Below are 18,988 nucleotides of genomic sequence, written 5' to 3'. Positions count from 1 at the left end.
GTCGCCCGCGGGCCGTTCGCGCCTGCTCGCCATCCAAGAGGAACTCCATGCCCCGCTTTCACCGCTTCGCCATCGCCCTTGTCCTGTCGACTTCGCTCGTCGCCGCCGGTCCGGCACTCGCCAAGGCGAAGGAGGCGAAGCCCGCCCCGATCGCCGACCTCGTGAAGGCGGTCGACATTCCCTATCAGAGCTTCACCCTCGACAACGGCCTGCGCGTGATCGTGCACGAAGATCGCAAGGCGCCGGTCGTCGCGGTGTCGGTCTGGTACCGCGTCGGATCGAAGAACGAACCCGCGGGCAAGACGGGCTTTGCGCATCTGTTCGAGCATCTGATGTTCAACGGATCGGAAAATGCGCCCGGCGATTTCTTCGAACCGCTGCAACAGGTCGGCGCCACCGATTTCAACGGCACCACCAACGTCGACCGCACCAATTATTTCGAGACGGTGCCGACCGGCGCGCTCGACCGCGCGCTGTTCCTCGAAAGCGACCGCATGGGGCATTTGCTCGGCGGCATCACGCAGGAAAAGCTCGATAACCAGCGCGGCGTCGTCCAGAATGAAAAGCGTCAGGGCGACAACAACCCCTTCGGCCTGCTGCGCTACGAGATTTTCGAGAATCTCTTTCCCAAGGGGCACCCCTATCATCACAGCACGATCGGCTCGATGGCCGACCTCAATACGGCGAGCCTTGCCGACGTGAAGACGTGGTTCACCGACAATTACGGCCCGAACAATGCCGTGCTCGTGCTCGCCGGCGATGTCGATCTGGCCACCGCGAAAGCGAAGGTGACCGAATGGTTCGGCGACATCCCGCGCGGGCCCGAGGTCAAGGCGCCGCAAACCTCGGTCCCGACGCTGCCCGCGCCGCTCGCGAAGGAGGTCAAGGATCTGGTCCCGACCACGCGCCTCTATCGCATGTGGGCGATCCCGGGGCTCAACGACGCCGATTCGGTGCCGCTGCAGATGGCGGTCGCCGTGCTCGGCGGCCTGTCGTCGTCGCGGCTCGACAATGCGATGGTGCGCAAGGATCCGGTCGCGGTCAGCGTCGCCGCGGGCGCGCAGACGATGGAGGATGCGGGTTTCCTGATCGTCCAGGCCGATGTGAAGCCGGGGGTCGATCCAAAGGTCGTCGGCGACAAGCTCGACTCCGAAATCGCGAACTTTCTTGCCACCGGCCCGACCGCCGACGAATTGCAGCGCGCGGCGGCGAGCTATCTCGGCGGCACGATCGCGGGGCTCGAATCGGTCGGCGGTTTCGGCGGCAAGGCGGTGACCCTCGCCGAGGGCGCGCTCTATTCGAACAATCCGGCTTATTACAAGGTCGAGCTCGACCGGCTCGCCAAGGTGACTCCCGAGCAGGCAAAGGCGGTCGCGAACAAATGGATGTCGCGTCCGGCCTTTTCGCTGACCTATACGCCGGGCGAGCGCACCGAAGGCGGTGAGAATCGCGGCGGCGCGGTGACGGACGCCAAGGCCGTCGGTGTCGCGCCCGACCGTTACTGGAACCCGGCGCTCGGCGATGTCGGCCCCGATAGCAGTGGCGTGGGCGCGACCTCGATCGCCGATCGGTCGCATATGCCGACGGTTGCCGGCCTCAAGGCCCTCGATTTCCCCGCGATCGAACGGGCGAAGCTCAAGAACGGGATCGAAGTCGTCTTCGCGCGCCGCGCGACGGTGCCGACGGTGCAGGTCGCGGTCAGCTTCGACGCCGGCTATGCCGCCGATCCGCATAACGCGCTCGGCACCCAGTCGCTGATGCTGAGCCTGATGGACGAAGGCACGACGAGCCGCGATTCGATCGCCTTCGCCGAAGCGAAGGAACGCCTTGGTGCGCAGATCGACGGATCGGCGAGCGCCGACGAGACGGTGTTCGAGCTTTTCGCGCTGAAACCGAACCTCAGCGCCTCGCTCGGGCTGCTCGCCGACTATATCCGCAACCCCGCCTTCGACGGCAAGGAACTGGACCGCGTGCGCGCGCAGCAGCTCAACCGGCTGAAATCGGAACTCAACAACCCCAATGCGATCGCAGGCCGCGTGCTGATGCCCGTACTCTATGGCGCCGACCATCCCTATGGCATTCCGCCGTCGGGGCTGGGCGACGCCGCGGCGGTGACCGCCGCGACGCGCGATCAACTCGCGGCGTTTCACGATGCGTGGATCCGCCCCGACAATGCGCGCATCTTCGTCGTCGGCGACACCACGCTGAAAGATGTCACCAAAGAGCTCGATGCCGCATTCGGCGACTGGAAGGCCCCGGCGGGCGCGAAACCCGAAAAGCATTTCGAGATCGCGATCCCCAAGCCGCAGCCGCGCATCCTGCTCGTCGATCGGCCGAAATCGCCGCAGTCGGTGATCCTCGCCGGCAAGGTGCTGGATGCGAAAGGCGGCGACAGGCTGGAGGTTCTTCGTTCGGCGAACGACATCTTCGGCGGCGATTTCCTGTCGCGCTTCAACATGGACCTGCGCGAGACCAAGGGCTGGTCCTATGGCGTGCGCTCGCGCATCACCTCCGACCAGGACCGGGTGAGCTGGATCGTCGCGGCGCCGGTCCAGGCCGACCGCACCGGCGATTCGATCAAGGCGTTCCAGAGCGACCTCAAGGAGTTCCTCGGCGACAAAGGCGTCACCAAGGAAGAGCTGGAGCGCACGGTGAACGGCAGTGTCCGCGAACTGCCGGGCAGCTTCGAGACGTCGGGCGACGTCCTGGGCGGGATGCGCCAGATCGTGAAGTTCAGCCGCCCCGACAATTATTATGAAACGCTGCCCGCAACCTATGAGGCGATGACGGCCGCCGAGGTCGATGCCGCGGCGCGCGGCGCGCTGAGCAGCGGCGACCTCGTCTATGTCGTGGTCGGCGATGCCGCGGTGGTGAAACCGCAGCTTGACGGACTGGGCCTGCCGGTGGAAATAGCGAAACCCACTAACTAACATTGGTTTCAGTAGGAGAGTTTTATGTCTGGAGTCGACGGCAGCTATGATTGCGTAACCAAGTCGCCGATGGGCGACCAGAAGTCGGTCTTCACGGTGAAGAGCGACGGCGGCAGCTTCACCGGCCAGAATGCTGGCGCGATGGGTGCGCTCGACGTCGAAAATGGCAAGGTCGACGGCAACAAGCTGAGCTGGACCATGAACATGAAGGTGCCGATGCCGATGACGCTCGAGGCCGAAGCGACGATCGACGGCGACGCGCTGACCGGCACGATCAAGGCCGGCCCGTTCGGATCGATGGCGATGACCGGCACGCGCCAGGCCTGATTGTTCGGGCCACCGAAACAGGAAAGGGCCGTCCCGTCGGGGCGGCCCTTTTTCGTGGCCGGATGAGTCCGGGATAGCCGTGAAAGGGAAGCAAGCGCGATTCCCTTCCCGCCTGTCGGAGGCTGATTAGCGGACCAGCATCGGCCCCAGCGGCTTGCCCGCGAAGATGTGGACGTGGAGGTGCGGGACTTCCTGGTGGCTGTCGGGGCCGACATTGGCGAGCAGGCGATAGCCCGGCGCGACGAGGCCCGCGTCGCGCGCGACCTTGCCGACCGCGCGGACGAAACCCGCGATTTCGGCGTCGCTGCCGCGCTCCGAAAAATCGTCCCAGCTCACATAGGCGGCCTTGGGGATCACGAGGATGTGCAGCGGCGCCTGCGGGTTGATGTCGTGGAAGGCGAGCGCATAGTCATCCTCAAAGACGGTCTTCGACGGCAGCTCGCCGCGCAGGATGCGCGCGAAGATATTGCTGTCGTCATAGGGAAGGGTCGCGTCGATCGGCATCGGGAAGCTCCTATGCGTTTTGGTTATTGGGGGCGGGCGGCTTTTTCGGCGTGGCCCGAAGTGCCGTGGCGCCGCGCGAGTTCGGCGGCGACCGCGTCCCAGCCGAGACCGCGCTCGGCGAGCAGGACGGTGAGGTGAAAGACCAGGTCGGCGGCTTCGCCGGTCAGCGCGGCGTCGTCCTCGGTCAGCGCGGCGATGATCGTCTCGGTCGCTTCCTCGCCGAGCTTCTGCGCGATCTTGCCGCGGCCTTTGGCGGCGAGACTCGCGACATAGGAGGCGGTGCCGTCGCCCGCGGCGAGGCGATCGTTCACCACCGCTTCGAGCGCGGTCAGCGTATCGCCGATGTCATCTGCCATCGCTTGTCCTTCCGCCGCCGTGCCTAGCGGCGGGAAAGGCGCTGGACAAGGGCGGGCGGCTCCGGCCAAAGGACGGAATGGCCGAGGTCCAATTGCATCCCGACTGGCTTGCCCGCATCGGCGGCGAGTTCGAGCAGCCCTATATGGCGCAGCTCAAGGCGTTTCTGGCGGGCGAGCGCGCGAAGGGGAAGGCGATCTATCCGCGCCCGCGCGACTGGTTCGCCGCGCTCGACGCGACCCCGCCGCAGGATGTGCGCGTCGTGATCCTGGGGCAGGATCCGTATCACGGGCCGGGGCAGGCGCACGGGCTGTGCTTTTCGGTGCAGCCGGGGGTGCGGACGCCGCCGAGCCTCGTCAACATCTATAAGGAAATGCAGGCCGACCTCGGCATTCCGCGCGCCTCGCACGGCTATTTGAAGCATTGGGCCGAACAGGGCGTGCTCCTCCTCAACAATTGCCTGACCGTCGAGGCGGGACAGGCGGCGTCGCACCAGGGCAAGGGGTGGGAGCGTTTCACCGACGCCGCGGTCGCCACGATCGCCGCCGACCCGGCGCCGAAAGTCTTCATCCTGTGGGGCAGCCATGCGCAGCGCAAGGCGGCGAATGTGCCGGGGCTGGGGCCGGAGAGCCCGCACCTGATCCTGCGCGCGCCGCACCCGTCGCCGCTGTCGGCGCATAACGGCTTTTTCGGGTCGAAACCGTTCAGCCAGGCGAACGCCTTTCTGGACGCGCACGGGCGCGGGACGATCGACTGGCAGCTTCCCGACAACCCGGCGCCCGCGACCGCATGAGCGAGGCGCGGTGACTATCCTGGCCGATCCGCTGACTTTGGTCGTGCTGGTCGTCGCGGTGATCCTGCTCGGGATGGCGAAGGGCGGGCTTGCCGGGGTCGGCTCGCTGGCGACGCCGCTCGCCGCGCTGGTGCTGCCGCCCGCGACCGCGGCGGCGCTGCTGCTGCCGATCCTGATCGTGCAGGACGTGATCAGCGTCTGGTCGTTTCGCCACACATGGGATGGCTGGATCGTCGGCTGGATGCTCCCCGGCGCCGCGATCGGCGTCGCGGCGGGCTGGTATTATGCCGAGCGGGTGGACGAAGCGCAGTTGATGGCGGCGCTCGGCGCGATCACGCTGGCGTTCGGCCTCTATCGCTTGTGGGTCGAGCGCGGCGGGCGCGTTGCCGCCGCCTCGCGCTCGCCGGGCTGGGTCGGCACGATCTTTGGCGGGGTCATGGGTTTCACCAGCCAGATCGCGCACGCCGGCGGGCCGCCGTTCCAGATGTGGGTGACGCCGCGCAGGCTGCCGCATCTGAGCTTCATCGGGACGAGCGCGATCCTGTTCGCCATCGTCAACTGGATGAAGGTGCCCGCCTATCTCGCGCTCGGCGCCTTTCCGCACGAGGTGGTGGTCGCGGCGCTGCTGCTGATGCCGCTCGCGATCGTCGCGACGCTGGTCACGGTGCGCTGGCTCAAGCGGATGGACCCGGCGCGTTTTTACGTCATCGTCTATGCGCTGATGGTCCTGCTCGGCGCCAAGCTTTTGTGGGACGGGGTGCGCGGATGAGCGCCGCTGGCGGAATGAGGCGACGGCAGGGGCGATTGCGCCTAGGGTCGGCATGACGGGCAACGGCGTTCGTCGCAGCCAAGGAAGAGATGATGGCAAAGGGCCAGAAGAAATCGAGCCGCGAAGCCCGCAAGCCGAAGGCCGAAAAGCCCAAGAAGCCGAATGCGAGCAACCCATCGACCAAGCAGGGCGTGGTCGCGGGGCTCGACAATATGAAGAAATGACCCGAGGGGCCGGATGAGCGCGCCGGTCGTCCTCGTCGATGCCGACGCCTGCCCCGTGAAGGACGAGATTTATCGCGTCGCGTGGCGGCACGAGGTGCCGGTGAAAATCGTCAGCAACAGCCGGCTGCGCGTGCCCGACCATGCGTTGGTCGAACGGATCGTCGTGTCGGACGGTTTCGACGCCGCCGACGACTGGATCGCCGAGGCGGCGACTGCCCGGAGCATCGTGATCACCGCCGACATATTGCTCGCCGACCGCGCGCTGAAGGCAGGGGCGACGGTGCTCGCGCCGACCGGCAAGCCCTTCACCCCGGCCTCGATCGGCCCCGCGATCGCGACGCGCGCGATCATGGCCGACCTGCGTGCCGGCATGGGGGACGGGATGGGCGGGCCGCCGCCTTTCTCGAAAGCCGAGCGCTCGCAATTCCTGCAAGCGCTCGATACCGCGATCGTCCGGCTGAAGCGCGGGGCATGAAAATGGCGCGCCAGTGACGCCGATCACGGCGGCGTGCGCACCTTGGTATTAGGGACGATCGCGAAGACGATCCGTTCCGCCCGGCCCACCACGCCGACGTGGGACCAGCCCTCCCGCCGGACGCGACCCCTGGCGGGAGGGCACTAGAGCATCGAGCCTTAAATCTGGCTCACTATCCCGTTCGTGTCGAGCGAAGTCGAGACACCCATCGGTGTAGCACCAACCCGATGGGTGTCTCGACTTCGCTCGACACGAACGGATAAAGGGCGGTGCAGATTAAACGCACGCCGCTCTAATCACGGCCGTTAGCGACAGTCCGGTTTGTCGGATTGGGGGTGGGGAACTGCCATCGCCGATCCTCCCCGGAACGGGGAGGGGGACCAGCGAAGCTGGTGGAGGGGCACAGTCGGCTTGCCTTGCCGTCGGCATCATGTGCGCGACCCCGCGTTGGAAATGCGCGGCTCTTTCGGCCGAGCGCGGCGCAAACATCCCGTGCCCCTCCACCACCCTTCGGGTGGTCCCCCTCCCCCGGTGGGGGAGGATCGCTTTTTGGCGGCTTCCGGTCGCTCTCCGACGTGACGGCCGGATCCGGTCGCCGACCTTCGACGAAAAGGCGTGGAAGCGGGCGGGCGGGGGGCGTAGGCTGTTTGCGGCCCGGGCGAGATCTTTGCGAGTCCCGCCGCTTTGCAATCGAAGGAGATTATCATGACCGTCAATCGCGCCTCCGCCCGCTATGAAGGTTTCGGCAAGGACGGCAAAGGGTCGATCACGACCAAGTCGGGGGTGCTCGACGCCCAGCCCTATGGCTTCGGCACCCGTTTCGAGGGGCAGCCCGGAACCAACCCCGAGGAGTTGATCGCCGCGGCGCACGCCGCCTGTTTCACCATGGCGCTGTCCTTCGGCCTCGCGCGTGCGGGCTATTCGGGCGACACGCTGGAGACGAGCGCGGCGGTGACGCTCGAGTCGCAGGACGGCGGCTTCACGATCACCCGGTCGGCGCTGACGCTGACCGGCAAGGTGCCGGGCATATCGGCGGACGAATTCGCCGCGATCGCCGGCGAGGCCGAAAAGACTTGTCCGGTGTCGAAGCTGCTGAACTGCGAGATCATACTCGAGCATAAGCTCGAAAGTTAAGCAGCCCGGCGCAGCGGCGGAGGCAATTCGTCGGCCATGAAGTCGAACATCGCCTGCGCCGGCGGCGCGAGCGTCCAGCTTTGCAGCACGCGGTGCCGACGATGGCCGACATGGCTTTCGATCAACGCCAGCTCGCGCGGAATCCAGGTCCAGGCGAGCGGCGCGGCGGGGAAATCGCATTCGCCATAGCCGAGCGTGATGTGCGGGCGGAGGCCCGCCTTGCGGTGCATGGGCGCGATATCATGCGGCGCGAGCAAAGCGACAATCGCTTCGTAAAGCTGGCGGACCCCGCCGCCGCCGCCCGCGGTGACGAGCTCGGCGCCCTCATCGCGGGCGACGATCCGGCCGAAGGGAATCGGGCTCGCCGCGGGCAGGCCGGTTTCGAGCGCCTTTGCCACCCGCTGGCGCAGGAAGGGATGCGGCGCCGCCGTCTCGGCAATCGTGCACAGCGTCAGATGATAAAGCTGCGGCTTCAGCCCCGCGAACAGATCGCCCGCGACCGGCGGCAATTGGCGCGCCAGCCAGCCGGCGCGGTCGGCGGCGACCTGAAAGCCCAGAAAATAGCGGAACAGAGGCACCATCATCATTCTCCGAATCGGATAATGTTCCTATTATGTTCTTATCTGGCGCGCGAGTCGAATCCTTCCCTCGACGGAAGAGAGCATCGGTCGAAACCCTCCTGTTCCCCCGCGAAGGCGGGGGTCCATCCTCGATGCTGTCGCTGTCCTGCACCGCGGACTGAATATCGATAGGGCGGAAGATGGACCCCCGCCTGCGCGGGGGAGCAGGGCGTTTGAGAATGGTCGGGTGCGTTACTGGCAGTTGGCCTCGCGCTTTTCTTCCTTGCCGCTGGCGAGGAACCAGCGGGCCTTGTCGGGATCGGCGGCTTCGTCGAAATAGCAGACATCGGTCGCGCCGCTGCGCGGATCGATCTGGACCGACCATTGGTGCGGGCCGCAATTATGCGCTTCGCACGCCCAGGACACGATTTTGTCGCCGCGCATCTCGATCGGCGCGGCGGGCCCCTGAAGGGTCGTGATCGCCTTGCGCACCGCGGCGTCCGTCACCGTCGCGGCGATGCCCGCCTTGACGAGCGCATGGTCGTTCCACGCGACCCCGTCGACCTTGTCGAACGGATATTTGCCGACATAGGAGGCGAGCTTGCTGCCCGCGGTCGGCGGCAGCGGCGAGGTTTCGCTGGGGCCGGTGTCGGACGCCCTGGTGGCGCTCGCGCCGGGTGGATCGCCGGTCGGGGCGGTCGCCGTCGGCGCTTCGCCTTTGGGCGCGTCGGCCGCCGCCTTGTCGGCTTTGGCGCCGCACCCGGCGACGACCAGGGCCAAAGTCAGGACAGGGGCGGCGAGGAAGGGAAGGCGACGAACGGGCATGGGGCTCTTTCTCCTGCTGTCGCGCCTTTCCTATCATGGCGTGGCGGCGAGAGCCATCGGCGCGGCGAGGCGGTGGTCCTCGCCCGTGCGGCACGGCTGGAAAATCCGGGCCCGATATGCCATCCTCATGCGATGGCAAAGGACATGCCCGCAAAGGGAAAAGCGCCCGTCCTGCTGTCGGGCGGCAATCCGCAGATCGCAAAGGGCGACGGCGACGCGCCGGTGCAGGCCTATATCGCCGCGATGCCGGGGTGGAAGTCGGCCGTCTGGGCGCGGCTCGATGCGCTGATCGAGCGGACGGTGCCGGGGGTGCGCAAGGCGGTGAAGTGGAATTCGCCCCTCTATGGCGCGCCCGCTGCCCTGCCGAACCATTGGTTCCTCAGCGTCCATTGCTATGATCGCTATATCAAGGTCGCCTTTTTCGACGGCCAGCGGCTCGACCCGGTGCCCCCGGTTTCGTCGAAGAGCGGAAGCACGCGCTATGTCCATATCCATGAGGCCGATGCGGTCGACGAAGCCGCATTCGCCGACTGGGTGCACCAGGCGTGCGCGCTGCCCGGCGAGAAGATGTGAGGGCGAGGATGGCGGACGACGATCCTGCGGCGCTGATCGATGCCAAGATCGCGTCGCTCGGCGACTGGCGCGGGGCGACGCTGGCGACGCTGCGCGCGCTGATCCGCGAGGCCGATCCAACGATCGAGGAGGCGGTCAAATGGCGCAAGCCGACCAATCCCGCGGGGGTGCCGACATGGGAGCGCGCGGGGGTGATCTGCACCGGCGAAACCTATCGCGACAAGGTCAAGCTGACCTTTGCCAGGGGCGCGGCGGTCGATGATCCGACGCGGCTTTTCAATGCGAGCCTCGACGGTCATGTCCGGCGCGCGATCGACCTGTTCGAGGGCGATGCGGTCGACGCCGCGGCGTTCAAGGCGCTGGTGCGCGGCGCGGTTGCGGCGAATCTGGCGAAACCCGCGCGCGGCGGGACATAAGCCGGCGCGCCCGCGGGGGCACCGCGATCAGGGGGCCTTGCTCCCGTCGGTGTCATGACCGCCTTCGCTATCGTCGGAGGGATCGAGCCGCACCACCCATTGCGGCTGCCGCTTCCCGGTGCTGGAGGGCGGCGACAGCGCGATGTCGGGCGAGGGCACCAGATCGTCGCCGGTTTCGATCCACCCGCGCCCGTCGCATTTGGGGCAGCACGCGCGGATCGAGCGCTGGCTGATCAGGTCGATCTGGCTGTTCCACTGGCCATGGCCGGCGCAGACGGGGCAGCGCAGGTCGAGATCGCCGGTGCGAGGCCGGACGGAGATGCCGTCGAGCGCGTGCGGATCGTGCGGGCCGGAACAATGGACGATGTTCGAGGGGTGCGACATACGGCCAGTTTATCACGCGGGGGAATGGCAAGGAAAGGGGCCGCCGACCGCTCCGGGTAGCGGCCCCGTCGTTAGGGTCAGGACCCATTAATTGCACGATCGAGGCGTCGAAATGGCGAAGATATTGGGTTTGGGTGGCCGCCGCGGGTAGCATCGCTACCCGCAAGGCCGCACGAGCCCAAGATCGAAGCCATTTCGGCGTCCCTTCGGGATTTGACCGATTTTGCCCATGGCTTCGTCGGCAAGTCTTGAAATATCGACATATTCCGTCGCCTTGCCTCCTCGCCCTGAGCAAAATCGCTTCAAACCTCGATCGCGCAATCAATGGGTCCTGACCCTAGGCGTCAGCGGCAGCGCACGTCGTTCTTGTTGTTGCCGCTGCGTTCGATCGCGCGTCCGGCGACCGCGCCGCCGACCGCGCCGAGGATGGTGCCCAGCGTCTCCGATTTGCCGGGGGCGATGACATTGCCGATCACGCCGCCGGCGATGCCGCCGACGATCAGCCCGGTCGATCCGTCGTTGCGGCGGCAATAATATTTATTGTCGCGGCCGCGATAGACGCGGTCGCTGTTCGACAGGCGGCGTTCCTTGTACCGGCGGTCGTTGCGGTAATATTGATCGGCATAATAGCCGCCCTGGCGCGGGTCGGGGCGGTCATAATCATAATGGCCGTTCTGGGCGTAATAGCCCTGATCATAATAGCCATAGCCGCCATCGTCATAGCGCCCGGCGCCCGCACCGACACCGCCATAAAGGCCGTTCGAGGCGCAGCCGGCCGCGAGCGCGGTTGCGGCGGCAAGGGGCAGGATCATCAGCGTGTTCATCGACATCACTCCATCAGGATCGCGTGCCGGGCCAAGCGGGGCGTGGGCATGCTCTGTTTTTGCCCCACGCATGGAATAAAGCCCCGAGACGGATGGGAGTTCCGCCGGGGTCAGGCGGCGCGGAGCCGCCAGCGGCCGTGGTCGACATGGGTGGTCTGGCCGACGACGCTTTCCGTCAGGATGATCTCGTCGACCGTCCAGCCGATCGGCGGCATTGTCTTGCCCAGAATCTGAGTGCCCAGGCGGTCGCCGCGATAGTTGATCGTGATGTGCGGTTCGGGGGTGGTGCCGTCCATGATCGGCGCCTTCTCACGCAGCAGATGGTTCACCAGCGCCTTCTGGAACGCCCGCGCCTCGGCTAGCGGCTCGCGCGTGCGCAGCGTCACCGCCTTGCGGTTCTCGATCCGGTCGAAGGCGAGCGGAAAGGGCGCCGCGACGAAGCTGTCCAGCGCGGCGATGGTCGCGGGCAGCCACGCGGGCGGCGCATGGTGGAGGTCGTAGAGCGAGATGAGCGTGACATGGAGGAGGTGGGGGCCGCGTCCGGGATCGTTGCGCGGCAGCGCGGCAATCTGCGCCTGCACCTCCGGCGGCGGCTTGGCCATGACGTAGAGGGGGCTTCGGGCGCGCATGGGCGGAGTGTAGCATGGTGTGGGCGTGAGGCCGACTGGCGCCGCTCCATGCGGAAAGGAATTTGCGGAGTTAATAAACTGTCCCGCAATCCCAAGAGCTAATCAATTATTGTTTGAGTTTCACATTTTTCATGGGATTGTAAATGGCCATGGGAGGGTGAGATGATAGAATTTGAGCTCAAGTTCGACGGGGGATTTGCGGATCAGGGGCTAATTGAGTTCTACGATGCGGCTAAAGCGTTGGCCGGTTTTCAGAGATCTTTAGCATTAACGACACATCTTGCGATCAATGGCGAGATCATAACTCAAGCGCCATATGCTCGAGGGTTTAAGATTTTTGTTCCTCCGTTCCAAGAGGGAAGTTGGAAAACCAAGGCTATAATCGTATTGGGAGCAACTGTTACGCTGACCTCGGCCGGAAAAGACTCGCCTTTAGGTCACTTGGTAACGTCAATATATGACGCGGCGCTATACAATACGATGGGTTTTCACGTCGACTACGACAAGACTCTGCAGCAGCTTTATTCTGAAAATTCTAGGCCCAGCATTACTCCAGAAAAATTGGATAGTCTGTGCGAAAAGATAGAAAATAGCATTGCTGATATGCATAGGCCTATTGTCATATCGGAAACCGCTACGCGGGCACAGGTTGAAAAATGTGGGTCCCGCAGCGGCTCAATTGGTCCCGTAATGTCACCGATGACTTACGAGTACGTAAAACAAACAAGACGCGAGGACGAAGAGTCTTTCGTGGACGGCTTTGTTTCGAGCTACAATATCAACACATTTACAGGAAGGTTATATTCGGAGGAAGAAGGCAGGCCTATACCCTTTGAACTGGAAGAAGGAGCGAGAGTCCGCCGCATTGTAGGCATGCTAACACGCAGTCAGCACATCAATGGCCAATCGCGCTTCGATCCCAAGGCGCGAGTCCGATTGCACTGTCACAAACTAACTAGCCCTAATAGAAAAATAAAAAGACTTTCCGTAAGTTCTGTTGATAGTTTTGACTAGATGGCTGAGTATTATCTTCCTACGCTGGTCCTTGCCCTATCGTTGCTAATATGCGATTCTTCAGGCCTCGTTTTAACTCATCTGCGTTTGTCCAAACAATATGGTTAAATTGTCGAGTATCGAAGTGAATATGGTTCATGAGGTCAGATCTACATGTCCAGATGACCGGAAGGCCAAGGCCGAGTGCAAATCCAGCTTCAAAATAAACGCCTCCCCGAGGCGATCCGATATTACTAGTGAAATCTGCTATTAGAAATTTACTTTTTCTAATCTCACCGATTATCTCATCGTCAATCCTATTGTTGTGCTCTTTTCGATCAATTCGAAGTGGACGAAATCCGCACTCTCTGACTGCCCCCTCTACCCCTTTTTCATAGGGCTCCTGCATACTTTGATCGAACCACATTGCCACGAATGCTTGATCGGACTTATGCGCTGAAGAGTCCTGTTCAAATCGGGCATAACCGGCTGGAAGGACGGTGATCTCATCGATCGCAGATCCAGTGGGAGCTTTGATAAGATTTTGATCCGCTAGCATGCTCAATAAGAACCAGACCTCTTCTTCATTCAGAGAATCTGACCAAGCAAAAAGAGGTGCCGCCGCGGCGCCGGTTCTAAATCCGATATAAAAAATATCTGGGTCTGAAGGAATGACCGTCTCTTTAGGAAATACGATCTTTTTTCCTAGATAGTCGGAGCTTCGTATAAGGTATTCAAGCAATCTTCCGGCCCGTGCTTGTGGTAGGAAAGTCGGATACTCAGGAAGAGCGGATATGGTTTGAGTGGATATAGAAGCGATTGAACCTAAGGCGTTATTCTCGACAATCTCATGTGTCAGAGCTACCTTTTGCTGTTCCGTCAGTGCTTGAACTGCTGAAGCCGCCGAGCCGGAAAGAAAGTAGCGGCCTCCTGCCCTCGGAGAATCGAATGCGACGCCATCTCTTTCCTCATAACCCCTAAGGGGTATCGCGGGCGTTCCCCAAATAGCGCATTGCGTAGCCGCCATTCCTTACTCCGAGCAAAGGCCACTTTTGAACAGATGCTGGTCGTTAGTGGCCTAGCTTGCAAGGTCAATCATGCTCCCGATCACCCGCGCCCATATACAGCTCGCGCCCCGTGTCCTCATAGACCTGGCTCATTTCCGCCATGCCCTTCTCGGCTTCTTCGGCGGCGATGAAGCCGGCGCTGTCCTGATTTTGCAGCTTCGCGAATTCCCGCACTTCCTGGCTGATCTTCATCGAGCAGAACTTTGGCCCGCACATGCTGCAGAAATGCGCGGTCTTGGCGCCTTCGGCGGGGAGGGTCTGGTCGTGATATTGCTCCGCCGTGTCGGGGTCGAGCGACAGGTTGAACTGGTCGCGCCAGCGGAATTCGAAGCGGGCTTTCGATAGCGCATCGTCGCGGACCTGTGCGGCGGGGTGGCCCTTGGCGAGGTCGGCGGCGTGGGCGGCCAGTTTATAGGTGACGACGCCGACCTTCACATCGTCGCGGTCGGGGAGGCCGAGATGCTCCTTGGGCGTGACGTAGCAAAGCATCGCGGTGCCGTACCAGCCGATCTGCGCGGCGCCGATGCCGCTGGTGATATGGTCGTAACCCGGCGCGATGTCGGTGGTGAGCGGCCCGAGCGTATAGAAGGGCGCCTCGCCGCACGCTTCGAGCTGCTTTTCCATGTTCTCCTTGATCTTGTGCATCGGGACGTGGCCCGGGCCCTCGATCATCACCTGCACATCCTGCGCCCAGGCGCGCTTGGTGAGCTCGCCCAGCGTGTAGAGCTCGGCGAACTGCGCCTCGTCGTTCGCGTCGTAGATGCTGCCGGGACGCAGGCCATCGCCGAGGCTGTAGGCGACGTCATAGGCCTTCATGATCTCGGTAATCTCGTCGAAGCGTTCGTAGAGGAAGCTTTCCTTGTGATGCGCGAGGCACCATTTCGCCATGATGCTGCCGCCGCGCGACACGATGCCGGTCATGCGCTTGGCCGCGAGGGGGACGTAGGGCAGGCGGACCCCGGCGTGGATGGTGAAATAGTCGACGCCCTGTTCGGCCTGCTCGATCAGCGTGTCGGCGAAGATCTCCCACGTCAGGTCCTCGGCGACGCCGCCGACCTTTTCGAGCGCCTGATAGATGGGGACGGTGCCGATCGGGACGGGCGAATTGCGGATGATCCATTCGCGGGTGTCGTGGATGTTGCGGCCGGTCGACAGGTCCATGACGGTGTCGGCGCCCCAGCGGATCGACCAGACCATCTTGTCGACCTCGGCCGCGACATCGCTGGCGACCGCGCTGTTGCCGATATTGGCGTTGATCTTGACGAGGAAGTTGCGGCCGATCGCCATCGGCTCGCTTTCGGGGTGGTTGATGTTGCTGGGGATGATCGCGCGGCCGCGCGCGACCTCGTCGCGGACGAATTCGGGGGTGACGTAATCGGGGATGCTGGCGCCGAAGCTTTCCCCGTCGCGCTTATATTCGGCGAGGCGCGCGCGGCCGAGATTCTCGCGCTCGGCGACATATTCCATCTCGGGCGTGATGATACCCTGACGGGCGTAGTGCATCTGGCTGACGTTCGCGCCGGGCTTGGCGCGCAGCACCTGGCGGCGGACGTTGGGGAAGGCGGGGACGCCGCCGCTGCGGTCGGGGCCGAGCTGGCCGTTATCCTCGGGGCGAACCTCGCGCTGGGTGACTTCGGTGACGTCGCCGCGGCTGCGAATCCACTGGCTGCGGATTTCGGGGAGGCCGGCGTTGATGTCGATCGTCGCGTTCGCGTCGGTGTAGGGGCCGCTGGTGTCGTAGACGCGCACCGGGGGCTCGCCCGAATGCGGGTCGAGGTCGATCTCGCGCATCGCGACGCGGATGCCGCTGCCGGTTTGCGTCGCGACGTGGATCTTGCGGCTGCCACGGATCGGGCCGGTGGTCACACCGATCGGGGTCGCTTGCGCCTTGTCGAGGCGGGAATCGATATCGGCCATGGCATTCGCTCCAATTGTCGGAGCGAGAATGGGGATTCCGTGTGCGGAACGCCGACCCTCCCTCCGCCGGTATGACCCGGATCAGGTTCAACGGGTCGCGGGCTATTCCGCTCTCAACCCCTGCCTGCGCAGGGGCTCCCCGGGGATGGGGTGGTTCTAGGCTGGCCGGGGAGGCGTGTCCAGCGGCGGCTGCGTTCGCATTGCACGATTGTAATGTTGCGGACGCGCTGGTGCCATGACCGCCGTGCGATGGTCGAGCCCATCCCACAGTGGGGATGAAAGGAAAGTCCATCATGCAGATCATCAAACTCGCGACGCTCGGCGCTGCCGCGCTGTTCGCGCTGTCGGGGACGGCCGCCACGGCCCAGAATGCGACGCCCTATTGTTCGAAGACGGTCACCGACAATTGCATGCAGCGCGAGGGCCATGCCGCCGCGCATCATATGGCGCCGAAACACCACGCTGCCGCCAAGCACCATGCTGCTGCGAAACGCCACGCAACCGCCAAGCGCCATGCCCCCGCGAAACATCGCGTTGCCGCGCATCATCGCTCCGCGCCGCATCACAAGATGGCGGCGAAAGCCGCGCCGGCGCCCGCGCGCAAGATGTAGTATCGGGTTCGCGCGCCGCCGTCGGCATGGCGGCGCGCAATCCGTTTTCATCACGCACCGCCTTGCGGCTCGAACCGGTCCGGCTAATGTCCAAAGAACAAGGGACATCGAATAGCGGGAGAGCGATATGGCGTCGGTGGTGGACGAAGCGCGGGCGGTGAGCCCGGTCGATGTCAGCGACATCGCGCTTTATGTCGAGGACAAGTGGCGCGAGCCGTTCGCGAAGCTGCGCGCCGAGATGCCGGTGAGCTGGTGCCCCGACAGCCCCTATGGCGGCTATTGGTCGGTGGCGACTCACGCGCTGGTGCAGGCGGTCGAGCTTGACCCCGCGACCTTCTCCTCGTCGTGGGAGAATGGCAATATCGTCATCGCCGACCCGCCACCGCAGTCGAACCTGCCCAATTTCATCGCCGCCGACCCGCCGGTCCACACCGCGCAGCGCCGGGTGATCTCCCCCGCCTTCAACCCGAGCCAGATGAGCGAGCGCGAGAAGGTGGTCAAGCAGCGGACGCGCGAACTGTTCGACGGCCTGCCGCTCGGCGAGACGTTCGACTGGGTCGAGCGGGTGTCGGTGCCGCTGACGATCGGGATGCTGTGCATCTTGTTCGATTTTCCGTGGGAGGAACGCCACGATCTCAAGCGCTGGTCGGACTATGGCGGCAATGTCTCGCCCGAGACCGCGACCGAGGAATATCGCGCCGAATGGATGGCGCAAATGCAGGCGATGCTCGCGCGCTTCGACGCCGAATTCGCCGCGCGCAAGGCGCTGCCGCCGAGCGACGACCTCCTCTCGCGCATGGTGCACAGCGAGGCGATGGGGAACCTCAATCCGATGGAGCGGCTTGCGAACATCGCGCTGCTGATCGTCGGCGGCAACGACACGACGCGCAATTCGATGAGCGGGCTGGTCGAGGCGCTGCACCGTTTTCCGGGCGAACTCGACCGGCTGCGCGCCGACGCATCGCTGATCCCCAATGCGGCGCAGGAGATCATCCGCTGGCAGTCGCCGGTCACCCATATGCGGCGAACCTGCATGCGCGACATCGAGCTGGGCGGACAGGCCTTGCGCAAGGGCGAGAAGGTGATCCTCTGGTATATTTCGGCGAACCGCGACGAGAGCGTCTTTGCCGACGCCGATGTCTTTGACGTGCGCCGCGAGAATGCGCGGCGGCACGTCGCCTTCGGACACGGCATCCATCGCTGCGTCGGCGCGCGGCTGGCCGAGATCCAGCTTTGCACGCTGATCGAGGAGATTGTGGGCCGCGGCATCCGCATCGCGCCGCAGGGGTCGGCCGAGCGATTGCCGAGCCCGTTCCTGCATGGCTTTACGCATATGCCGGTGCGGATCGTGGTGGGATAGTGGTCGGCCTTTCTTTCCGATTCGGAAAGAAATGACTTGCCAATGTGGAAAGTGGTGGCTATCGCTTTCCACATTGGAAAGTTGAGGAGCCATTTCATGAATCCGATCGAAGCCCGCGCCGCGCTCGACAGCATCGATGCCGCGCAACGCGACCTGGCGCTGAAGGCCACCTATTGTCCGCTGTGGCGGCACGCCGCCTTCGCTGCGGTCCTGACGATTCTGGTTCTGGGCGTCGGGTTCGGCCTGGCGATCCAGTTGCCGAGCGTCGTCCTTGCGATGGCAGGGGTCGCGTGGCTGGTCACCGACGATCGGCGGCGCTACGGCGTCTTCGTCAACGGATACCGCAAAGGCGCGACGCTGCCGGTGACGCTGGCCTTGGTCGCCGTCATGGTCGCCACGATGGCGGCCGAAATCCACGCTCGCATCAGCGGCTTGTCGATCGTCCCCAAGTTGGGAATCGGCGGAATCGCCTTTGTCGCGGCGCTGGGCGCGAGCATCGCGTGGAGCCGTAGTTATCGCCGCGAACTGATGCGGGGGGCGGCATGAGCGTCGATGCGATCGACATGCTGCTTCATCCGCCGGCGCGGTTGCAGATCGCGGCGCTGCTTGCGAAGGTCAGCGAAATGGAATTCGCCAAGCTGCGCGAACTCACCCGCGTCAGCGATTCGGTGCTGTCGAAGCATCTCGCGGCTTTGGGCGACGCCGGCTATGTCCATTTGCGCAAGGCCGCGGTCGGCGGGCGTCAGCGGACCTGGGCGTCGCTGACCCGTGTCGGCGCCCGCGCGCTTGACGCCCATGTCGCTGCGCTGCGCGCTCTGGTCGCGCATCTGCCCGCCGCGGCCGAATAGGGGAGGAGCCGGAAGCGGCTCCGGTCGGCGCTCAGGCGCCGGGGATCGAGGCGCTGGCGTCGCGGCCGTCGCCTTCGGGAGCGAAGACGATGTCGCGGGTGACGAGACCCTTATCGACGACCTGGGTGCCGGGGCTGCCGACGCTGCTGCGGATGCCGGGGACGGCGCGATCGCCATCGGCCTGGCCGATGACCTGCGCTTCGGCCGCGCTGCGCGGCGCGTCGCCGCCGAAGAGCGCCTTGAGCGTCTGTTCGGCGGTGGTTTCATTGCCCGGACGCGCGGCGCCGGGGGCGGGCGGGGTCAGCGAAAAATCGGGCGGCACGACGAGCGGCGCCTGGCGCGACACCGCCATTTCGTCGGGGCGGTCGCGGTTGAACAGGCTGTTCGAGCCGCAGGCCGAAAGCGTCGTCGCAAGAATCGAGGCGGCGAGGATGGCGGTGGTCCGGTTCACGTAAATCATACTCCCAATGC

24 protein-coding genes and 1 riboswitch are annotated in these 18,988 nt (G+C 64.5%); of the genes, 14 read left to right on the top strand and 10 right to left on the bottom strand.

Annotated features, from left to right (window positions below):
* Positions 1-47 precede the first annotated feature (47 nt).
* Together CVO77_RS09675 and CVO77_RS09670 are read left to right on the top strand one after the other, a co-directional pair.
* On the top strand, positions 48-2,930 hold the full coding sequence (locus tag CVO77_RS09675) for a M16 family metallopeptidase (RefSeq protein WP_105998862.1): 2,883 nt from the start codon (positions 48-50) through the stop codon (positions 2,928-2,930).
* 24 nt (positions 2,931-2,954) lie between these two features.
* The gene (locus CVO77_RS09670; RefSeq protein WP_105998861.1) at positions 2,955-3,257 is read left to right on the top strand and encodes a hypothetical protein; all 303 of its coding nucleotides are present in this window, start codon (positions 2,955-2,957) and stop codon (positions 3,255-3,257) included.
* Positions 3,258-3,383: 126 nt separating this feature from the next.
* Here the strand turns inward: CVO77_RS09670 and CVO77_RS09665 are convergent, their stop codons facing one another.
* Both CVO77_RS09665 and CVO77_RS09660 read right to left on the bottom strand, forming a co-directional pair.
* The gene (locus tag CVO77_RS09665) at positions 3,384-3,761 is read right to left on the bottom strand and encodes a histidine triad nucleotide-binding protein (RefSeq protein WP_105998860.1); all 378 of its coding nucleotides are present in this window, start codon (positions 3,759-3,761) and stop codon (positions 3,384-3,386) included.
* Positions 3,762-3,784: 23 nt separating this feature from the next.
* Positions 3,785-4,105, bottom strand: coding sequence for a phosphoribosyl-ATP diphosphatase (locus tag CVO77_RS09660; RefSeq protein ID WP_476712790.1), 321 nt, complete (start codon positions 4,103-4,105; stop codon positions 3,785-3,787).
* 89 nt (positions 4,106-4,194) lie between these two features.
* Between CVO77_RS09660 and ung the strand changes: the two genes are divergently transcribed.
* The 5 genes from ung (at position 4,195) to CVO77_RS09640 (ending at position 7,510) form a co-directional block, all read left to right on the top strand.
* On the top strand, positions 4,195-4,908 hold the full coding sequence (gene ung, locus CVO77_RS09655; protein ID WP_105998858.1) for a uracil-DNA glycosylase: 714 nt from the start codon (positions 4,195-4,197) through the stop codon (positions 4,906-4,908).
* Between the two features lie 10 nt (positions 4,909-4,918).
* Positions 4,919-5,677: a sulfite exporter TauE/SafE family protein gene (locus CVO77_RS09650; protein WP_105998857.1), complete on the top strand. Its 759-nt coding sequence runs from the start codon at positions 4,919-4,921 to the stop codon at positions 5,675-5,677.
* 92 nt (positions 5,678-5,769) lie between these two features.
* The gene (locus tag CVO77_RS21810; RefSeq protein WP_275541967.1) at positions 5,770-5,901 is read left to right on the top strand and encodes a hypothetical protein; all 132 of its coding nucleotides are present in this window, start codon (positions 5,770-5,772) and stop codon (positions 5,899-5,901) included.
* 13 nt (positions 5,902-5,914) lie between these two features.
* Entirely contained in the window at positions 5,915-6,376 is a 462-nt protein-coding gene (locus tag CVO77_RS09645; RefSeq protein WP_105998856.1) for a YaiI/YqxD family protein, read from the top strand.
* 705 nt (positions 6,377-7,081) lie between these two features.
* A complete protein-coding gene (locus CVO77_RS09640; RefSeq protein ID WP_105998855.1) occupies positions 7,082-7,510 on the top strand; it encodes an OsmC family protein in 429 nt (142 codons plus the stop codon).
* On the opposite strand, the gene CVO77_RS09635 is transcribed toward CVO77_RS09640, so the two are convergent.
* Together CVO77_RS09635 and CVO77_RS09630 are read right to left on the bottom strand one after the other, a co-directional pair.
* Positions 7,507-8,091 carry a 2'-5' RNA ligase family protein gene (locus CVO77_RS09635; RefSeq protein WP_158258031.1) on the bottom strand — a complete coding sequence of 195 codons (585 nt, stop codon included), beginning with the start codon at positions 8,089-8,091 and terminating at the stop codon, positions 7,507-7,509. The genes CVO77_RS09640 and CVO77_RS09635 overlap by 4 nt on opposite strands.
* Positions 8,092-8,322: 231 nt before the next feature.
* Positions 8,323-8,895, bottom strand: a complete 573-nt coding sequence (locus CVO77_RS09630) for a hypothetical protein (protein ID WP_105998853.1) — start codon at positions 8,893-8,895, stop codon at positions 8,323-8,325.
* Between the two features lie 132 nt (positions 8,896-9,027).
* On the opposite strand from CVO77_RS09630, the gene CVO77_RS09625 reads away from it, so the two are divergent.
* Positions 9,028-9,468: a DUF1801 domain-containing protein gene (locus CVO77_RS09625; protein WP_105998852.1), complete on the top strand. Its 441-nt coding sequence runs from the start codon at positions 9,028-9,030 to the stop codon at positions 9,466-9,468.
* An 8-nt stretch (positions 9,469-9,476) separates the two neighbouring features.
* On the top strand, positions 9,477-9,884 hold the full coding sequence (locus CVO77_RS09620; RefSeq protein WP_105998851.1) for a DUF1801 domain-containing protein: 408 nt from the start codon (positions 9,477-9,479) through the stop codon (positions 9,882-9,884).
* 27 nt (positions 9,885-9,911) lie between these two features.
* Here the strand turns inward: CVO77_RS09620 and CVO77_RS09615 are convergent, their stop codons facing one another.
* The 3 genes from CVO77_RS09615 to CVO77_RS09600 form a co-directional block, all read right to left on the bottom strand.
* Positions 9,912-10,268, bottom strand: coding sequence for a hypothetical protein (locus tag CVO77_RS09615; protein ID WP_105998850.1), 357 nt, complete (start codon positions 10,266-10,268; stop codon positions 9,912-9,914).
* A 344-nt stretch (positions 10,269-10,612) separates the two neighbouring features.
* Positions 10,613-11,098: a glycine zipper 2TM domain-containing protein gene (locus tag CVO77_RS09605; protein WP_105998849.1), complete on the bottom strand. Its 486-nt coding sequence runs from the start codon at positions 11,096-11,098 to the stop codon at positions 10,613-10,615.
* A gap of 104 nt (positions 11,099-11,202) precedes the next feature.
* Positions 11,203-11,721 carry a 2'-5' RNA ligase family protein gene (locus tag CVO77_RS09600; RefSeq protein WP_105998848.1) on the bottom strand — a complete coding sequence of 173 codons (519 nt, stop codon included), beginning with the start codon at positions 11,719-11,721 and terminating at the stop codon, positions 11,203-11,205.
* Between the two features lie 162 nt (positions 11,722-11,883).
* On the opposite strand from CVO77_RS09600, the gene CVO77_RS21010 reads away from it, so the two are divergent.
* Positions 11,884-12,735: a DUF7946 domain-containing protein gene (locus CVO77_RS21010; protein WP_146130846.1), complete on the top strand. Its 852-nt coding sequence runs from the start codon at positions 11,884-11,886 to the stop codon at positions 12,733-12,735.
* A 19-nt stretch (positions 12,736-12,754) separates the two neighbouring features.
* Here the strand turns inward: CVO77_RS21010 and CVO77_RS21005 are convergent, their stop codons facing one another.
* The gene (locus CVO77_RS21005; protein ID WP_146130845.1) at positions 12,755-13,741 is read right to left on the bottom strand and encodes a hypothetical protein; all 987 of its coding nucleotides are present in this window, start codon (positions 13,739-13,741) and stop codon (positions 12,755-12,757) included.
* Positions 13,742-13,805: 64 nt separating this feature from the next.
* Entirely contained in the window at positions 13,806-15,698 is a 1,893-nt protein-coding gene (gene thiC, locus CVO77_RS09595) for a phosphomethylpyrimidine synthase ThiC (RefSeq protein WP_105998847.1), read from the bottom strand.
* Positions 15,699-15,739: 41 nt separating this feature from the next.
* Positions 15,740-15,850: riboswitch (TPP riboswitch) on the bottom strand.
* Positions 15,851-15,991: 141 nt separating this feature from the next.
* Here thiC and CVO77_RS09590 point away from each other — a divergent pair.
* The 4 genes from CVO77_RS09590 (at position 15,992) to CVO77_RS09575 (ending at position 18,517) form a co-directional block, all read left to right on the top strand.
* The gene (locus tag CVO77_RS09590; protein ID WP_105998846.1) at positions 15,992-16,309 is read left to right on the top strand and encodes a hypothetical protein; all 318 of its coding nucleotides are present in this window, start codon (positions 15,992-15,994) and stop codon (positions 16,307-16,309) included.
* Between the two features lie 127 nt (positions 16,310-16,436).
* Positions 16,437-17,669, top strand: coding sequence for a cytochrome P450 (locus tag CVO77_RS09585; protein ID WP_105998845.1), 1,233 nt, complete (start codon positions 16,437-16,439; stop codon positions 17,667-17,669).
* A 96-nt stretch (positions 17,670-17,765) separates the two neighbouring features.
* Positions 17,766-18,215 (top strand): hypothetical protein, encoded by a 450-nt coding sequence (locus CVO77_RS09580; protein ID WP_105998844.1) that lies wholly within the window; start codon positions 17,766-17,768, stop codon positions 18,213-18,215.
* Complete coding sequence (locus CVO77_RS09575) at positions 18,212-18,517, top strand: transcriptional regulator (RefSeq protein WP_105998843.1); 306 nt, start codon at positions 18,212-18,214, stop codon at positions 18,515-18,517. The genes CVO77_RS09580 and CVO77_RS09575 overlap by 4 nt, the downstream gene beginning before the upstream one ends.
* Before the next feature lie 31 nt (positions 18,518-18,548).
* Here CVO77_RS09575 and CVO77_RS09570 read toward each other — a convergent pair whose 3' ends face one another.
* Positions 18,549-18,968 (bottom strand): DUF3035 domain-containing protein, encoded by a 420-nt coding sequence (locus tag CVO77_RS09570; RefSeq protein ID WP_106000757.1) that lies wholly within the window; start codon positions 18,966-18,968, stop codon positions 18,549-18,551.
* Positions 18,969-18,988 lie beyond the last annotated feature (20 nt).

This window comes from Sphingopyxis lindanitolerans (assembly GCF_002993885.1).
Lineage (GTDB): Bacteria > Pseudomonadota > Alphaproteobacteria > Sphingomonadales > Sphingomonadaceae > Sphingopyxis > Sphingopyxis lindanitolerans.
The sequence above is the reverse complement of the archived record's forward strand: the minus strand, read 5'-3'. Positions and strand labels throughout refer to the sequence as shown.

What these genes read in the sequence shown, in the direction of transcription:
- CVO77_RS21810 (WP_275541967.1), top strand. Translation starts at nt 5,770, where the DNA reads ATGGCAAAGGGCCAGAAGAAATCGAGCCGCGAAGCCCGCAAGCCGAAG.
- CVO77_RS09640 (WP_105998855.1), top strand. Translation starts at nt 7,082, where the DNA reads ATGACCGTCAATCGCGCCTCCGCCCGCTATGAAGGTTTCGGCAAGGAC.
- CVO77_RS09630 (WP_105998853.1), bottom strand. Translation starts at nt 8,895, where the DNA reads ATGCCCGTTCGTCGCCTTCCCTTCCTCGCCGCCCCTGTCCTGACTTTG.
- CVO77_RS09605 (WP_105998849.1), bottom strand. Translation starts at nt 11,098, where the DNA reads ATGTCGATGAACACGCTGATGATCCTGCCCCTTGCCGCCGCAACCGCG.
- CVO77_RS09670 (WP_105998861.1), top strand. Translation starts at nt 2,955, where the DNA reads ATGTCTGGAGTCGACGGCAGCTATGATTGCGTAACCAAGTCGCCGATG.
- CVO77_RS09635 (WP_158258031.1), bottom strand. Translation starts at nt 8,091, where the DNA reads ATGGTGCCTCTGTTCCGCTATTTTCTGGGCTTTCAGGTCGCCGCCGAC.
- CVO77_RS09625 (WP_105998852.1), top strand. Translation starts at nt 9,028, where the DNA reads ATGGCAAAGGACATGCCCGCAAAGGGAAAAGCGCCCGTCCTGCTGTCG.
- thiC (WP_105998847.1), bottom strand. Translation starts at nt 15,698, where the DNA reads ATGGCCGATATCGATTCCCGCCTCGACAAGGCGCAAGCGACCCCGATC.
- CVO77_RS09600 (WP_105998848.1), bottom strand. Translation starts at nt 11,721, where the DNA reads ATGCGCGCCCGAAGCCCCCTCTACGTCATGGCCAAGCCGCCGCCGGAG.
- CVO77_RS09580 (WP_105998844.1), top strand. Translation starts at nt 17,766, where the DNA reads ATGAATCCGATCGAAGCCCGCGCCGCGCTCGACAGCATCGATGCCGCG.
- CVO77_RS21005 (WP_146130845.1), bottom strand. Translation starts at nt 13,741, where the DNA reads ATGGCGGCTACGCAATGCGCTATTTGGGGAACGCCCGCGATACCCCTT.
- CVO77_RS21010 (WP_146130846.1), top strand. Translation starts at nt 11,884, where the DNA reads ATGATAGAATTTGAGCTCAAGTTCGACGGGGGATTTGCGGATCAGGGG.
- CVO77_RS09675 (WP_105998862.1), top strand. Translation starts at nt 48, where the DNA reads ATGCCCCGCTTTCACCGCTTCGCCATCGCCCTTGTCCTGTCGACTTCG.
- CVO77_RS09590 (WP_105998846.1), top strand. Translation starts at nt 15,992, where the DNA reads ATGCAGATCATCAAACTCGCGACGCTCGGCGCTGCCGCGCTGTTCGCG.
- CVO77_RS09615 (WP_105998850.1), bottom strand. Translation starts at nt 10,268, where the DNA reads ATGTCGCACCCCTCGAACATCGTCCATTGTTCCGGCCCGCACGATCCG.
- CVO77_RS09620 (WP_105998851.1), top strand. Translation starts at nt 9,477, where the DNA reads ATGGCGGACGACGATCCTGCGGCGCTGATCGATGCCAAGATCGCGTCG.
- CVO77_RS09665 (WP_105998860.1), bottom strand. Translation starts at nt 3,761, where the DNA reads ATGCCGATCGACGCGACCCTTCCCTATGACGACAGCAATATCTTCGCG.
- CVO77_RS09575 (WP_105998843.1), top strand. Translation starts at nt 18,212, where the DNA reads ATGAGCGTCGATGCGATCGACATGCTGCTTCATCCGCCGGCGCGGTTG.
- ung (WP_105998858.1), top strand. Translation starts at nt 4,195, where the DNA reads ATGGCCGAGGTCCAATTGCATCCCGACTGGCTTGCCCGCATCGGCGGC.
- CVO77_RS09585 (WP_105998845.1), top strand. Translation starts at nt 16,437, where the DNA reads ATGGCGTCGGTGGTGGACGAAGCGCGGGCGGTGAGCCCGGTCGATGTC.
- CVO77_RS09645 (WP_105998856.1), top strand. Translation starts at nt 5,915, where the DNA reads ATGAGCGCGCCGGTCGTCCTCGTCGATGCCGACGCCTGCCCCGTGAAG.